Source organism: Rhizobium leguminosarum, from assembly GCF_004123835.1.
Taxonomy (GTDB): domain Bacteria; phylum Pseudomonadota; class Alphaproteobacteria; order Rhizobiales; family Rhizobiaceae; genus Rhizobium; species Rhizobium leguminosarum_M.
Window position 1 is genome coordinate 243,043 of sequence record NZ_MZMU01000012.1, and the last position, 14,862, is coordinate 257,904.

Sequence of the window (14,862 nt, forward strand, 5' to 3'; positions counted from 1 at the left end):
ACCTTAAGCCTTTGCCGGGCGGGCTTTGCCGACGCGGGAAACGAGGTTGAGCAGGCCCATGCTGAGCCAGGTGATCGAGAAGGCGATGACGGCAAGCGCCGAAGGCTCATAGGCCTTGTTGGCGCCGACGAGCTGCAGGTAGGGACCGAAGGCCGGACGGTTCAGAAGTGCGGCAAAGGTGAATTCGCCCATGACGATCGCGAGCGTGATAAAGGCGCCTGAGAGCACGCCGCTCATGACGTTCGGGAAAATGCACTTGAACATGATGGTCGTCCAGCTGGCGCCGAGACTTTCGGCCGCCTCCGTCAGGGTGCGGACGTCGATGGCGCGCATGGCGGTATCGACGGCGCGATACATGTAGGGCAGGGACAGGGTGATATAGGAGAAGACCAGCAGGATGTTGGTGCCAGTCGTTGAACCCGTCAGCGGCAGGTAGGACGACGAATTGTACATCCTGAGGTAACCGAAGACGATGACGATTGCGGGAATCACAAGCGGCAGCAGCGTGATGAATTCGACGACGGGACGCATCTGCGGCAGGCGCAGCCGCACCCAATAGGCCGTTGGCACGACGAGCAGCATGCCGAAGACGATGGTGAGTAACGCCATCAGCATGGAATAGCCGAAGGTCTCGCGGAACTGAGCGTCCGAAAAGACCGATTGGTAGGCGTCGAGGCTGTATTCGCCGCGGCGCATGCGCAGCGAAAACTCGATGGTGCCGATCAGCGGGATGATAAAGTAGGACGCGCCGAGAACGATGGCGATCCAGGCTCCGAGACGTTGAGCTTTCATTTCTGCCACCGTTCGGCGCGCATGCGCAGCAGGAGGTAAAGGACGTTGGAGACGCCGGTTATCACGATCATGCCGAGCGCGATGGCGTAACCGAGGTTGGCATTGTGCAGAACGTCGCCGCGGATCTGCGCATAAAGCAGGATCGGCACGATGTTTAGCGAGCTGCCGGTCAGCGCAAAGGCTGTGGCGATGGCGCCGAAGGCATTGGCGAAGAGCAGCAGCGTCGTGCCGAGCAGGCTCGGCCAGAGGATCGGCAGCGCGACCATCGTCCAGTATTGACGGTTGGTGGCGCCGAGGATCTGCGATGCTTCGCGCCATTCCTTCTTCATGCCGTCGAGGGCCGGCGTCAGGATCAGCACCATCAGCGGAATCTGGAAATACATGTAGGTGATGGTGAGGCCGAAGAAGGACAGCAGGTTGAAGCCGGTGCCGTAGAGATTGAAGCCGAACCATTCGCGCAGGAAGATCGTCACAAGGCCGGTGCGGCCGAGCGTTGCGAGGAAGGCGAAGGCGAGCGGCACGCCGGCGAAATTCGAGGCGACGCCGGAGAAGGTCAGCAGTGTCGAGCGCACGGAGGCGGGCAGGCCGCCGAGCACAACGGCCCAGGCAAGGAAAAAGCCGATCAACGCGCCGCCGAGGGCGGAGGCGACCGAGACGCGGATACTGATCCAGTAAGCGCTCATGATCGATGGCGTAAAAAGATCGCCGATATTCTTCAGCGTGAAATCGCCCTCGGGCGTCAGGAACGCGCCCACCACGAGATAAAGCGTGGGGATGATCAGGAATAGCAGGGAGAAAATAATGAAGGGTGCGATGCCCAGCCAGTCGATCATGCGGTCTTTGTTGATCAAGGGGGCACTGCTCGCCATCGGCGTTGAAACGGTGCTCATGGAAAAGCTCATCCTGGGGCGTCGGAGTGAGAAAACCTCCCCGCCTTGCGGCGGGGAGGCAGGATCAAATTTTACTGAACGTTGGCGCCGACGACGGAATCCCAGTTCTTGGTGATGGTTTCCTTGCCAGCGGCCTGCTCTTCCAGCGTCGGGAAGACAGCCTTTTCATAGGCTGCTGCCGGCGGCAGCTTGTCGAGCAGTTCCTTCGGGATCTTGTTGTTCTTGGCAAGATCGTTGAAGCGGATCGGGTGGCAATAGCCCTTCAGCCAGCCGAGCTGACCTTCGTCGGAATAGAGGTATTCCATCCAGAGCTTGGCAGCGTTCGGGTGCGGAGCGAAGGCGGAAATCGCCTGAACGTAGACGCCGGCAACGACGCCGGTCTTCGGAACGACGACCTCGAACGGAGGATTGCCCTTCAGGCCTTCGCCCCACGAGAGGGCGTTGTAGTCCCAGGCGATGACGATCGGCGTGGAGCCCTGCGCGAAGGGAGCAGCCTTGCCGACGACCGGCACGAAATTGCCGCTCTTGTTCAGTTCGGCGAAGAACTTCAAGCCCTCTTCGCCTGCCTTGGCCGCGTCGCCGCCGGATGCGGAAAGACCAGCGGCATAAACGCCCTGGACAGCCTGGTTGGCGCTGCGCGGATCGCCTGCGAGGGCGACGCTGTTTGCATAGTCGCTCTTCTTCAGGTCGGCCCAGTCAGTCGGCGATTCCTTGACGAGATCCTTGTTCACCAGGAGCGCGAGAACGCCGTAATAGTCGCCGTACCAGTAGCCTTCAGCATCCTTGGCGCTGTCAGGTATGGAATCCCAGGTGGAGACCTTATAAGGCTGGATCAGGCCATCTTTCTTGGCAGACGGGCCGAAAGAGAGGCCGACGTCGATGACGTCAGGAGCCTGCGGGCCGGTGTTGCCCTTGTTGGCCTTGATCGCTTCGATTTCGTCGCCCGAACTTGCATCCGGGTTCAATTCGTTGACCTCGATGCCGTATTTGGCCTTGAAGCCGGCAATGACGTCGCCATAGCCGCACCAGCTGTGCGGAAGAGCGATCGTCGTCAGGCTTCCTTCTTTTTTGGCGGCGGCGATAAGTTCAGCGCTCGGCTCGGCGGCGGCAATCGCGGTCGAGGCCACGATCATCGCAGTAGAAAGCGACAGAAGTCGAGAAATGTTAGAGATCACTGTTGTTCTCCTTCGGGTTTTCAGTGTCTGGCGATGCTGTTAATGAGATTACATGAAGCTTGTGTGACGGTTCGATGACGTTAATTCTGCTGTGAATAGCGGGGGTTGCGACAAATGTTTTATTTGCGACAACGCCGTCTGTTTCCGCGAAAAATCCGCCCTTGTTTTTCTTCTGTTTTAGTCTTGTCCTCCTAACCCGGTTTACGGAAAAGCCTGGTCTGCTCGAACAGGCCTTCCAGTGTCTTCATGCGCTCTTTCGTCTCGTCCCAGGTCGAATTCTGAACGGCCTCGATCAGCGCTTCGACGATGAAAAGGGTGACGACGGAGGAATCCCAGGCCGACGGCGCCTCGATCCGGACGCGGAAGGCATGCCTGGCGAGTTTGGCGGCCGGCGAACCCCACTGGTCGGTGAAGACGATGATTTCGGCGCCGCGTTTGCGGGCGGCGGTGGCGAGGCTCACCATCTCCTGCTCGTAGCGGCGGATGTCGAAGATGATCAGGATGTCGCCGGCATTCATGTTGAGGACATATTGCGGCCAGCTGCTGGAATTCGACGATAGCAGCGTCGTTGCCGGCCGGATCACCTGCATATGGGTGAAGAAATACTCGGCAAGCGCGCCGGTGATGCGGCCGCCGACGAAATAAAGGCCGCGCTTGCGGTCGGAGAGCAACGCGGCGACGCTGTCGAACGTCGGGGTGTCGAGATCGGTCAGCGTCTGGCGCAGATTGCCCATGATCGCATCGGCGAAACGGTTGAGAATATGGGTGCCTGGTGCGTTCTGCGCCCAGCGATCGTGCTTGGCGATCGGGTTCGAGATCGTCGCCTCGACTTCCTGATGCAGATGCGCCTGAAAGTCCGGATAACCCTTGAAGCCGAGCTTCTGCACCATGCGCACGACGGTCGGTGTCGAGACGCCGGCGTTTTCGGCGATCGTGGTGATGCTGCCGAGGCCGGAGACCGGATAGTTGTCGAGCAGGCTTTCGGCCAACTGCTTCTCGGCACGCGTCAACACCCCCAAATGCGAGTGTATGACGTCCGAAACCGTCTTCGACGCAACTGTCACTGAATTATGCTCCCCGGGATGGTCTGGCGCCACTTTCCCACCCAAAGTTAACAACGCTGTCACAATCCATGTCAACTACTGTCATGAAAAGAAATTTTCAGTCCACGCTTGACACCGGTCGAAACCTGAAGAATTCTTTTCTTCATCAAGGAATTGTTAAGGGATAAGGAGTGGCGCCTTTGGTGCTGGCCCGGCCGAAAATCCTCAGCGAAGCGGACGGCGACTGCGTCGGGATCGAACGCATCCACGGCCGGAGCCCGGTGCTTCTTATCTGCGAGCACGCTTCGAATACGCTTCCAGCCGTTTTCGGTGATCTCGGCCTGCCCGGCGAAGCGCTCTCCAGTCACATTGCCTGGGACCCGGGCGCTCTCGCGGTCGCCCGCGGCATATCGGCAGCGCTCGACGCGACGCTCGTTTACCAGCGGTTCTCCCGACTTATCTACGACTGCAACCGGCCGCCCAGTTCACCCGGCGCCATGCCGGAGACCAGCGAGATCCACGCCATTCCCGGCAACAAGGATTTGAGCCCCGAAGAACGGCTTGCGCGCACCGACGCGCTTTACGTGCCTTTCCATGACGCCATTCGCGGGCTGATCCGCGATCGTCGGGCGAGGGGGCAGGACAGCATCATCGTGACGATGCACAGCTTCACGCCGGTCTATCACGGCCGCGAACGCGCCGTCGAACTCGGCATATTGCACGATGAGGACAGCCGGCTTGCCGACCGTATGCTGGAGGCTGCGGCCGAGGCGCCGCTTTACAGGACGGAACGAAACGCGCCTTACGGGCCCGAGGACGGCGTGACCCACACGCTGATCCTGCACGGGCTTTCGAACGGCTTGCGCAATGTGATGATCGAGGTCCGCAATGACCTCATCGCAGACGATATCGGCCAAGGGGTCATGGCCGATTATCTGGCAGGACTTCTCCAGCAAAACCTGGAAGCCTGACACAAAAAGAAGACCCGAGGGAGCAGTCTAACTGCGAACGTCCGTATGGCGAAAACGCCGCGGGCAATTGGCACAGAACCGGCCGCAATCCCGCGGCCGCTCGTGAACAGGGGGAAGTCATGTCGGACTATACCGAACTGGACAAGAAACAGGATGTGCACATCCTGCATTCCATGGGTTATGCCCAGGAACTCGAACGGCGCATGAGCTCGTTCTCGAACTTCGCCGTATCATTCTCCATCATCTGCATCCTCTCCGGCGGCATCAATTCGCTGGCGCAGGCGACCTCCGGTGCCGGCGGCGCCGCCATCGGCATCGGCTGGCCGCTCGGCTGCTTCATCTCGCTGGTCTTCGCCATCGCGATGGCGCAGATTAGCTCCGCCTATCCGACGGCCGGCGGCCTCTATCACTGGGGCTCGATCCTCGGCAACCGCTTCACCGGCTGGCTGACCGCCTGGTTCAACTTGCTCGGTCTGGTGACCGTGCTTGGCGCCATTAATGTCGGCACCTACTATTTCTTCATGGGTTCGTTCGGCACCACCTATCTCGGGCTGACGGATACGACCGTGGTGCGCATCGTCTTCCTCGTGATTATCACTGGCGCGCAGGCGCTCGTGAACCACATGGGCATCGGACTGACGGCGAAGCTGACCGATTTCTCGGGCTATCTCATCTTCGCGACGTCGATCGCGCTGGCGGCCGTCTGCCTCATCGCAGCTCCCTCCTACGAGATTGGCCGCCTCTTCACCTTCGCCAACTATTCCGGCGAAGTCGGCGGCAATGTCTGGCCCTCCACCTCAGGTGCCTGGGTCTTCCTTCTCGGCCTGCTGCTGCCGATCTACACCATCACCGGCTATGATGCCTCGGCGCACACATCGGAAGAGACAGTCAAGGCTGCCGAATCGGTCCCGCGTGGCATGGTCGCGTCGGTGCTCTGGTCGGCGCTTTTCGGCTACATCATGCTGTGCGCCTTCGTTCTGATGCTGCCGAACATGGACGATGCGGCAAAGCAGGGCTGGAACGTATTCTTCTGGGCGATGGACAGCCAGGTGAACCCGATCGTCAAGGATATTCTCTATCTAGCGATCCTGGTCAGCCAGTGGCTGTGCGGCCTTGCGACCGTCACCTCGGTCTCGCGCATGATCTTCGCCTTCTCGCGTGACGGCGGTCTGCCGGCATCGAAGGCCCTGTCGAAGGTCAGCCCGCAGTACCGCACGCCGGTGGCTGCGATCTGGACCGGCTCGATCCTGTCGGTTCTGTTCGTCTGGGGTTCCTCGCTCGTTTCGATCGGTGCCACGCCGGTCTACACGATCGTCGTCTCGTGCACGGTCATCTTCCTGTTCTTCTCCTTCGCGATCCCGATCACGCTCGGCCTGTTCGCCTGGGGCACGTCGAAGTGGGACAAGATGGGGCCGTGGAACCTCGGCGAAGGCGTCTTCAAGCTCTTTGCCGTGCTGACCGTCATCGCGATGATCCTGATCTTTATCCTCGGCATTCAGCCGCCGAACGAATGGGCGCTCTACATCACCGTCGGTTTCCTGGTGCTGACGGCAATCGTCTGGTTCGGCTTCGAAAGCCGCCGCTTCAAGGGGCCGCCGATCGGTGCCGAAGTGGCAAAGCGCCAGGCCGAGATCGCGGCCGCGGAAGCAGCCGTCGGTGAAAGCGGCGAAAACTAAGCATCGAGGCTTCCCTCTCAAATGGCGGGGCCGCATGCTGCGGCCCCATCACCGGTTCAACGAAAAGGCATCGGGCCGCAAAGTGCGGCCGAGCGCATGCGATTTCGTTGCCCCGATTTTCTCAATCGCAATTCAGGCGGATCAATCATGAGCAGCAGCTACACAATCGACGATCTCAGGAAGGATGTTGCCGAAGGGCGCATCGATACGGTTCTGGCCTGCCAGGTGGATATGCAGGGCCGGCTCATGGGCAAGCGTTTTCAGGCGGAATATTTCGTCGAGAGCGCCTGGAAGGAAACGCACAGCTGCAACTACCTGATCGCCACCGACATGGAGATGGAGACCGTCTCAGGCTACAAGGCGACGAGCTGGGAGAAGGGTTATGGCGACTACACGATGAAGCCGGATCTTGCGACGCTGCGTCGTATTCCCTGGCTGGAAGGTACCGCGCTGGTGCTCTGCGATGTGCTTGACCATCATACGCATGAGGAGGTCGCCCACTCGCCGCGCGCGATCCTGAAGAAGCAAGTGAAGCGGCTCGAGGATATGGGCATGAAGGCCTATATGGCCTCCGAGCTCGAATTCTTCCTGTTCGACCAGAGCTATGAGGCGGCGCAGGCTTCCGGCTACCGCAATCTCAAGCTCGCCAGCGCCTATAACGAGGACTACCACATCTTCCAGACCACCAAGGAAGAAGAGGTGATGCGGGCGATCCGCACCGGGCTGCAGGGCGCCGGCATTCCGGTCGAGAACTCCAAGGGCGAGGCTTCGGCCGGCCAGGAGGAGATCAACGTGCGCTACGCCGATGCGCTCGCCATGGCCGACCGGCACGCAATCATCAAGAACGGCTGCAAGGAGATCGCCTGGTCGAAGGGCAAGGCCATCACCTTCCTGGCCAAGTGGAATTACAATGCTGCCGGCAGTTCCTCGCATATCCACCAGTCGCTTTGGAGCCTGGAGGAAAAGCCGCTGTTCTTCGACCATACCGGCAAATACGGCATGTCGCCGCTGATGCACAATTACGTCGCCGGGCTTCTCGCCCATGCGAGCGAGATCACCTATTTCCTGGCACCCTACATCAACTCCTACAAACGCTTCATGGCCGGCACGTTTGCGCCGACCAAGGCGATCTGGAGCAAGGACAACCGCACCGCCGGCTACCGGCTCTGCGGCGAGGAGACCAAGGGAATCCGTATCGAGTGCCGCGTCGGCGGCTCCGATCTCAACCCCTATCTCGCCTTCGCCGCGCTGCTTGCCGCCGGCATTGACGGGATCGAAAACAAGCTCGAACTCGAAGCCCCCTTCGTCGGCGACGCCTACGGCGGCAAGGGCGTTCGCGAAATCCCGCGCACGCTGCGCGCGGCCACGACTGAAATGACGGAATCGGCAATGCTGCGCAAAGCCTTCGGCGACGACGTGATCGACCACTACACCCGCGCTGCCGAATGGGAGCAGGAAGAATACGACCGCCGTATCACCGACTGGGAAGTGGCGCGCGGTTTCGAAAGAGCTTAATAGGCATTGCGGGCTTGCCCCTCAACCTAACCCTCTCCCCGTAAAAACGGGGAGAGGGGACTTGCCACACGGATCGCTTGAGAGTTCGGAAAACGGTGCGGCATACCCCCTTCGCCCCGCGAGCGGGGAGAAGGTGCCGGCAGGCGGAGGAGGGGCTGTGGCCCTCGCGAAATTTTTTGAAGAATACGAGGACAGGAACAGATCATGGCAATGATCCAATGCATTTCACCGGTTGACGGGTCGGTCTATGCCGAGCGCGCAGCCCTTTCTCTCGATGCCGCCAAAGATGTGGTGGCGCGTGCCCGCAAGGCGCAGAAAACCTGGGCGAAACGGCCGCTCGAAGAGCGTGTGCAGCTGGTGCTGAAGGGGGCTGCGCGGCTGAACGAGATGTCCGACGTCGTCGTGCCGGAGCTTGCCTGGCAGATGGGCCGGCCGATAAAATATGGCGGCGAATACAAGGGCTTCAACGAGCGCTCCAACTATGTCGCTTCGATCGCGGCGGATGCGCTGGCGCCTCTCGTCGTCGAGGAGAGCGAGCGTTTCGAGCGCCGGATCGAGCGCGAGGCGCATGGCGTCGTCTTCGTCGTCGCGCCGTGGAACTATCCCTATATGACGGCGATCAACACGATCGCGCCGGCGCTGATGGCCGGCAATACCGTGGTGCTGAAACATGCCTCGCAGACGCTGCTGGTCGGTGAGCGGCTGGTGCAGGCCTTCATCGAGGCCGGCGTTCCCGAGGATGTGTTCCAGAACGTCTTTCTCGACCATGAAACGACGTCGGCGCTGATCGCCGCCGGCAGCTTCAATTTCGTCAACTTCACCGGATCGGTCGAAGGCGGGCGGTCGATGGAGCGGGCGGCTGCCGGCACCTTCACCGGCCTCGGCCTCGAACTCGGCGGCAAGGATCCGGGTTACGTCATGGAGGACGCCGATCTCGAGGCAGCCGTCGACACGCTGATGGATGGCGCGACCTATAATTCCGGCCAGTGCTGCTGCGGCATCGAGCGCGTCTATGTGCATGAATCGCTCTATGACGCCTTTGTCGAGAAATCGGTTGCCTGGGTGTCGAACTACAAGCTCGGCAATCCGCTCGATCCCGATACGTCGCTCGGGCCGATGGCGCATAAGCGCTTCGCCAAGGTGGTGCGCGAGCAGATCGCCGATGCGGTTTCCAAGGGCGCCAAAGCGCTTGTCGATCCCAAGCTTTTCCCCCAGGATGACGGCGGCGCCTATCTTGCACCGCAGATCCTCGTCGATGTCGATCACTCAATGGCCTTCATGCGCGAAGAGACTTTCGGTCCGGCGGTCGGCATCATGAAGGTGAAGAGCGATGAGGAGGCACTCGCTTTGATGAACGACAGCCAGTACGGACTGACGGCCTCGCTCTGGACCAAAGATGTCGAGCGGGCAGGGCGGCTCGGCCGCGAGATCGAAACCGGCACCGTTTTCATGAACCGCGCAGATTATCTCGATCCGGCGCTCTGCTGGACCGGCGTCAAGGAGACGGGCCGCGGCGGTTCGCTGTCGATCATCGGCTTCCACAATCTGACGCGTCCGAAATCCTTCCATCTGAAGAAAGTCACAGCATGAGCAGCAACATCATCGCAAACTGGAGCTATCCGACATCGGTCAAGCTCGGCCGGGGCCGCATCGCGGAACTGGCTGACGCCTGCAAGAGCCTCGGCATCAAGAAGCCGCTGCTCGTCACCGACCGTGGCCTTGCCTCGATGGCGATCACCAAAACCGCGCTTGATATCCTCGAAGATGCCGGTCTCGGCCGGGCGATCTTTGCCGATGTCGATCCGAACCCGAACGAGAAGAACCTCGAAGCCGGCGTAAGGGCCTTCAAGGACGGCGGCCATGACGGTGTCGTCGCCTTCGGTGGCGGCTCCGGCCTTGATCTCGGCAAGTGCGTTGCCTTCATGGCCGGCCAGACGCGGCCGGTCTGGGACTTCGAAGATATCGGTGACTGGTGGACGCGTGCGAGCCTGGACGGCATCGCCCCGATCGTCGCGGTGCCGACAACGGCAGGCACCGGTTCGGAAGTCGGGCGCGCCAGCGTCATCACCAATTCCGAAACGCATGTAAAGAAGATCATCTTCCATCCGAAGTTCCTGCCTGGTGTCGTCATTTCCGATCCGGAACTGACGGTCGGCATGCCGAAAATCATCACGGCCGGCACCGGCATGGATGCTTTCGCCCATTGCCTGGAGGCCTATTCCTCGCCCTTCTATCACCCGATGTCGGCCGGCATCGCGCTCGAAGGCATGCGGCTCGTCAAGGAATTCCTGCCGCGCGCCTATAGAGAAGGCACGGATCTGGAAGCTCGCGCCAACATGATGGCCGCCGCCGCCATGGGCGCGGTCGCCTTCCAGAAGGGGCTCGGCGCCATTCACGCGCTGTCGCACCCGATCGGCGCCGTCTACAACACCCATCACGGCATGACCAATGCGGTAGTGATGCCGGCGGTGCTGCGCTTCAACCGCAAGGCGATCGAAGAGAAGATCGGCCGTGCCGCCGCCTATCTCGGCATTTCGGGCGGTTTCGACGGGTTCTACGATTATGTGCTGAAGCTCCGCTCCGAACTTGGCGTACCGGAAACGCTGTCGGCTATGGGAATCGCCGCTGACCGCATCGACGAATTGTCGGCCATGGCGATCGAAGATCCGAGCGCCGGCGGCAACCCGGTTGCAATGACGCTCGAAAATACCAAGGCCCTTTTCAAGGATTGCTTCTGACAACATAAGAGCGGACCAACAGACTGGCTTGGGAAACCTCGGTTTCCCAGGCCTTTTTTTCCGGCGGCATCCCTATTTTTAGGGATGTGAAAAATACCGGCTGCAATTTCACCGCGCGTATTTCGAATTTGTTAACCATGATTAGAAAGAATGAATTAACCGCACGATGCTCCGACGGTGCGTAAGAGAGCGATTCCGGCTCGCACCATTGCTTCCGAGGACCGAACATGTCTGTCATCACATTCGCAAATACCAAGGGCGGCGCCGGCAAAACGACCGCTGTTCTGCTGCTCGCGACCGAGCTTGCCCGTAAAGGTTATCGCGTCACCATTCTCGACGCCGACCCGCAGCACTGGATTTCGCGCTGGCACGAAATATCAGGTCATGTGGCCAATCTTTCGGTGATCGATTTCGTGACAACTGCGTCGCTGCCGCTGCATATCAGCGAGAACAAGCACAATACCGACTATTTCATCGTCGACCTGCCGGGTGCGCGCAATCCGCTGCTTGCCACCGCCGTCGGCCTTTCCGACCATGTGCTGATCCCGATTCAGGGCTGTGCGATGGATGCGCGCGGTGGCGCGCAGGTGCTCGAACTGCTGCAGTATCTGGATGAGAAGGCCGGCATCAAGATCGGCCATTCGGTGGTGCTCACCCGCGTCAACTCGATGGTGACGACGCGGGCGCTGCAAGTCGTCAAGTCGCTGCTCAGCGAGCGGCATGTGCCGGTGCTCGATACGGCTATCATCGAACGCTCCGCCTTCCGCGACATCTTCGACTGTGGCGGGACGCTGCACACGATCGATCCCACACGCGTCAGCAACCTCGACAAGGCCCGGGAAAACGCTACCTGTTTTGCCGAAGAAATGATGCGCAAGCTGCCGGTGAGGCTGACGGCATCCGCCCGCGTGACGAGCCCGATGGTCCGCTCCGCCGCCTGAATCCCCACCTGAAACGATAAGGCCGCCGGAGCGATCCGGCGGCCTTATCGTTGCTATCGTGAGAATGATTTCAGTCGACGAATTCGACCGTCACTCCCGGCTTGACCATCTTGGCAAGCTCTGTCGCATCCCAGTTGGTCAGACGGATGCAGCCGTGGCTCTGGGTGCGGCCGATCTTCGAGGGCTCGGGCGTGCCATGGATGCCGTAGGTCGGCTTGGAAAGCGCCATCCAGACGGTGCCGACGGGACCGTTCGGGCCGGGCGGAATGTTGAGGATCTTGTCATTGGCGCCCTGCTGGAAATTGATCTTCGGATTGTAGGTGTAACCGGGATTGAGGGCGACGCGCTCGACATTTACCAAGCCCGACGGAGAGGGGGTGTCGGAGGAGCCGATCGATGCCGGATAGGCGGCGAGGAGATTGCCGGCGCCGTCATAGGCGAAGACCTGCTTGCGGCCCTTGTCGGCGATGATGCGGGCAACTTCGCCGCTCTTCGGCTCGCCCGGATTGACGACCTTGATGACGGTACCTGCAACTGTGAAATCGGCGCCGGGGTTCATCTCCTTGAGAAAAGCCTCATCCATGTGGAAGCGCTCGGCCAGCATCTCGGTGGTCGAGGTATAGGCGAGCGACGGCAACAGCGCCTTGTGCGAATAATCTTCCGGGATCTCGGCGACGAAGGGGCCGGCGGCATCGGCCGGCGTGATCGTGTAACTGACGACTGGCAGGCCGCCGCTCATACGCAGCTCTTCCAGAATGGCATCGGTGTCGTTGGGATCGAGCTTCGACCCGGTCATCTGGTCATAGGCATAGATCCCCTTGGTGACGTTCGAGCCCATATGGCCGTCGATGACGCCCGGAGAGATGCCGGCGCGATCGAGGAAGACCTGCAGTGCGACGATCTCGGGCTTCGACTTGTTCTTCAGCGTAATGACCGGCTCATCGGGCGCGGCCTTCGGTTGGTCGGCGGGCGGAATCTGCTGGTCGGGGTCGATCGAGGCATAGTCGTCGCCGGGCTGCGGATTGCCGATGCTGTTATCCTCGGCATAGGGCTGGTCGCCGAGCGGCTGGCGCTCGATTGCGGCATCGCGCGGAATGCCGCCGGTGACGGCGCCGCGCTCGGAATAACGCGTATCGCCATCGGGATTGTTGTCGGAATAATAGGGGTCGTTGCCGTACTGGTCGTTATAGACTTCGCGCGGGCCGGGCCGCGGCGGATAGTAGCCGCGGGCGCGCATCTCGGTGGCGACGACGTTGCCATAGTCGTCGATCAACACGCGATTGCCGCTACGGTCGCGGGCATAGATATAGCCGGCTGGGACATAGTCGAGGATTTCGCCGCTCGGCGTCACTAGCACGATATCGCTCTGGCGGCGGTCGCGGAACTGCTGCGCGCCTGCCTCCGGCGGTGTAGCCGCAAGGGCAGTCAGAACGGCCGCGAAGCAAAATGCCGACTTCAAAAAGCGATTCACGTCTCATACCTCGAACAGTGACTGGGCAGACACACACCTGCGAATTTTGACGCTAGTGTGGAATTTATGAAAGCGTGCTGAACAAAATATGAAAATCACTAAGATTTCCTTTTACTCATAAACGTTTGCGTCCTTGTGTCAGTTCCGCAAAATCCGCGTTGCTGCAAAATCACAAGATGGGAACAGCCCCGATTGACGAATGGCGGCGCGAAACCTAACGCTAGCGCATCATGCTTTTCGGAAGCATGATGCGTTGATTCAAAGTGTTAGAGCGTCCTTTGTGTGTCCGAAAGGACGCACGGCGCTCTAAGGGGCCGACCATTCCCCGAGGAGACCGTGATGATCGAATTTGCCGCCGCAAGCGGGCCGCGCCTGATGCTGGACGAAACATCGGTGCTGGATATCGGCGGATGCATCGTCGAAGGCGTCGACATCGCTCCGAAACGCGCCATTCCCGATGACGGCGACCCGCGAATCGATCACTCGCTCGAGGGCTTCCTGTTCACCTGCGGGCCGGACCATATCCGCCACCGCCAGCCGATCGCCGGCCGGGACGACGGCAAGGTCTATCCGCTGCACGGATCGGCCTCCGGTCATGCGGCAAAGGTGCTGTGGACGAAGTTCGAGAACGGCAATGCCGAATGCCGGGCCGATATCGATATCACCACCGTCGAGGGACTGCCGCAGCGCATCGAGCGGCTGTGGCGGATCGATGGTGCGACCGGCGAGGTGCGGCTCGAGGACCGGGTCGTCAATACAAGCGATCGGACGGTGCCGACCTTCCTGATGTACCACATGAACACCGGCGGCAAATGGCTGGACGACGGCACGCGGCTCGAAGGCCGGATGCTGGAAAATGGCGGTTTGCCCTGGACGTTCGGCGAGGAGCCGGGCGGCATCTTCTGCGTCGCGGCGCCAGCAACGGAGGAGGGGTTCGCGGAGATCCGCCTCGGACCGATCGCCGCGATTGGCGGCAGGACACTGCGGGTGCGTTTCCGCGCCGACACGCTGCCCCATCTGCAGGTCTGGAGGAACCAGAAGGCGCCGGCCCACATCATCGGCATCGAGCCGGTTTCGCATCGCTGGATTTCGCGCGACGAGCTTGAGGCAGCCGGTGAGTTCAACATGCTGGCGTCCGGCGAGAGCCGCAGCTATGCGCTGACCTTTGCCTTCCTGTGAGCGAAGTGTTGTTGACGCTGGCAGACCTCCGTCGTAGACCTTCAGCCCACGATTTTTGAGGAGACAAGACGATGGATATTCGCCAGATCGACGATGAATATTCGGTTTCGGGCCAGATCACGCTCGAGGAGCTCGACGAGATCAAGGCGCTGGGGTTCAAATCGATCGTCTGCCACCGCCCCGACCACGAAAGTCCCGACCAGACGTCGTTCTCCCTCATCGAGGCGCGCGCCAAGGAGCTCGGTCTCGAGATCGCCCATGTGCCTGTCGGACCGATGGGCGTGACCGAGGAAGCCGTGCAGGGCATGGTCGATGCGCTCGATGAATTCCCGCGGCCGATGCTCGGCTATTGCCGTTCCGGCGCACGCTCGACGGCGATTTACCAGAAGACCCACCATATCCGCAATTGAGCGCCCGCTCCGGGCGCCATTTCCGGCGTTGAACCTCAGCGCCGCCACCTTCCATTCACTC

At 60.8% G+C, this 14,862-nt stretch carries 13 protein-coding genes; 8 read left to right on the forward strand and 5 right to left on the reverse strand.

All coding sequences use genetic code 11. From position 1 onward, the window contains the following. Positions 1 to 3 precede the first annotated feature (3 nt). The 4 genes from B5P46_RS17945 to B5P46_RS17960 all read right to left on the reverse strand — a co-directional run bounded on the left by B5P46_RS17945 (position 4) and on the right by B5P46_RS17960 (position 3,921). Entirely contained in the window at positions 4 to 792 is a 789-nt protein-coding gene (locus B5P46_RS17945) for an ABC transporter permease (RefSeq protein WP_129419832.1), read from the reverse strand. Then, positions 789 to 1,682: an ABC transporter permease gene (locus B5P46_RS17950; protein ID WP_129419834.1), complete on the reverse strand. Its 894-nt coding sequence runs from the start codon at positions 1,680 to 1,682 to the stop codon at positions 789 to 791. Before B5P46_RS17950 ends, B5P46_RS17945 begins: the two co-directional genes overlap by 4 nt. Before the next feature lie 71 nt (positions 1,683 to 1,753). Then, positions 1,754 to 2,857, reverse strand: a complete 1,104-nt coding sequence (locus B5P46_RS17955; protein WP_129419836.1) for an ABC transporter substrate-binding protein — start codon at positions 2,855 to 2,857, stop codon at positions 1,754 to 1,756. A gap of 191 nt (positions 2,858 to 3,048) precedes the next feature. Continuing rightward, the gene (locus tag B5P46_RS17960; RefSeq protein WP_129419837.1) at positions 3,049 to 3,921 is read right to left on the reverse strand and encodes a MurR/RpiR family transcriptional regulator; all 873 of its coding nucleotides are present in this window, start codon (positions 3,919 to 3,921) and stop codon (positions 3,049 to 3,051) included. A 179-nt stretch (positions 3,922 to 4,100) separates the two neighbouring features. Here B5P46_RS17960 and B5P46_RS17965 point away from each other — a divergent pair, with 179 nt between their 5' ends. From B5P46_RS17965 to B5P46_RS17990, 6 genes are all read left to right on the forward strand, one after another. Then, positions 4,101 to 4,871 carry an N-formylglutamate amidohydrolase gene (locus tag B5P46_RS17965; RefSeq protein ID WP_129420517.1) on the forward strand — a complete coding sequence of 257 codons (771 nt, stop codon included), beginning with the start codon at positions 4,101 to 4,103 and terminating at the stop codon, positions 4,869 to 4,871. A 119-nt stretch (positions 4,872 to 4,990) separates the two neighbouring features. Continuing rightward, a complete protein-coding gene (locus B5P46_RS17970; RefSeq protein ID WP_129419839.1) occupies positions 4,991 to 6,547 on the forward strand; it encodes an amino acid permease in 1,557 nt (518 codons plus the stop codon). Positions 6,548 to 6,694: 147 nt separating this feature from the next. Then, the gene (locus B5P46_RS17975) at positions 6,695 to 8,062 is read left to right on the forward strand and encodes a glutamine synthetase family protein (RefSeq protein WP_105006798.1); all 1,368 of its coding nucleotides are present in this window, start codon (positions 6,695 to 6,697) and stop codon (positions 8,060 to 8,062) included. A gap of 204 nt (positions 8,063 to 8,266) precedes the next feature. Next, the gene (locus B5P46_RS17980) at positions 8,267 to 9,652 is read left to right on the forward strand and encodes an aldehyde dehydrogenase family protein (protein WP_129419841.1); all 1,386 of its coding nucleotides are present in this window, start codon (positions 8,267 to 8,269) and stop codon (positions 9,650 to 9,652) included. Next, positions 9,649 to 10,800: an iron-containing alcohol dehydrogenase gene (locus B5P46_RS17985; protein ID WP_129419843.1), complete on the forward strand. Its 1,152-nt coding sequence runs from the start codon at positions 9,649 to 9,651 to the stop codon at positions 10,798 to 10,800. The genes B5P46_RS17980 and B5P46_RS17985 overlap by 4 nt, the downstream gene beginning before the upstream one ends. 227 nt (positions 10,801 to 11,027) lie before the next feature. Further along, on the forward strand, positions 11,028 to 11,741 hold the full coding sequence (locus B5P46_RS17990; protein ID WP_129419845.1) for a ParA family protein: 714 nt from the start codon (positions 11,028 to 11,030) through the stop codon (positions 11,739 to 11,741). 70 nt (positions 11,742 to 11,811) lie between these two features. Here the strand turns inward: B5P46_RS17990 and B5P46_RS17995 are convergent, their stop codons facing one another. Next, a complete protein-coding gene (locus B5P46_RS17995) occupies positions 11,812 to 13,212 on the reverse strand; it encodes a L,D-transpeptidase (protein WP_129419847.1) in 1,401 nt (466 codons plus the stop codon). A 339-nt stretch (positions 13,213 to 13,551) separates the two neighbouring features. Here B5P46_RS17995 and B5P46_RS18000 point away from each other — a divergent pair, with 339 nt between their 5' ends. Then, the gene (locus tag B5P46_RS18000; RefSeq protein ID WP_129419849.1) at positions 13,552 to 14,391 is read left to right on the forward strand and encodes an aldose 1-epimerase family protein; all 840 of its coding nucleotides are present in this window, start codon (positions 13,552 to 13,554) and stop codon (positions 14,389 to 14,391) included. 71 nt (positions 14,392 to 14,462) lie between these two features. Beyond that, positions 14,463 to 14,801, forward strand: coding sequence for a TIGR01244 family sulfur transferase (locus B5P46_RS18005; protein ID WP_129419850.1), 339 nt, complete (start codon positions 14,463 to 14,465; stop codon positions 14,799 to 14,801). Positions 14,802 to 14,862 lie beyond the last annotated feature (61 nt).

Excerpts from the sequence above, each read along its gene's own strand:
- B5P46_RS17950 (WP_129419834.1), bottom strand. The coding sequence starts at position 1,682 with ATGAGCACCGTTTCAACGCCGATGGCGAGCAGTGCCCCCTTGATCAAC.
- B5P46_RS18000 (WP_129419849.1), top strand. The coding sequence starts at position 13,552 with ATGATCGAATTTGCCGCCGCAAGCGGGCCGCGCCTGATGCTGGACGAA.
- B5P46_RS17945 (WP_129419832.1), bottom strand. The coding sequence starts at position 792 with ATGAAAGCTCAACGTCTCGGAGCCTGGATCGCCATCGTTCTCGGCGCG.
- B5P46_RS17990 (WP_129419845.1), top strand. The coding sequence starts at position 11,028 with ATGTCTGTCATCACATTCGCAAATACCAAGGGCGGCGCCGGCAAAACG.
- B5P46_RS17980 (WP_129419841.1), top strand. The coding sequence starts at position 8,267 with ATGGCAATGATCCAATGCATTTCACCGGTTGACGGGTCGGTCTATGCC.
- B5P46_RS17970 (WP_129419839.1), top strand. The coding sequence starts at position 4,991 with ATGTCGGACTATACCGAACTGGACAAGAAACAGGATGTGCACATCCTG.
- B5P46_RS17985 (WP_129419843.1), top strand. The coding sequence starts at position 9,649 with ATGAGCAGCAACATCATCGCAAACTGGAGCTATCCGACATCGGTCAAG.
- B5P46_RS17975 (WP_105006798.1), top strand. The coding sequence starts at position 6,695 with ATGAGCAGCAGCTACACAATCGACGATCTCAGGAAGGATGTTGCCGAA.
- B5P46_RS18005 (WP_129419850.1), top strand. The coding sequence starts at position 14,463 with ATGGATATTCGCCAGATCGACGATGAATATTCGGTTTCGGGCCAGATC.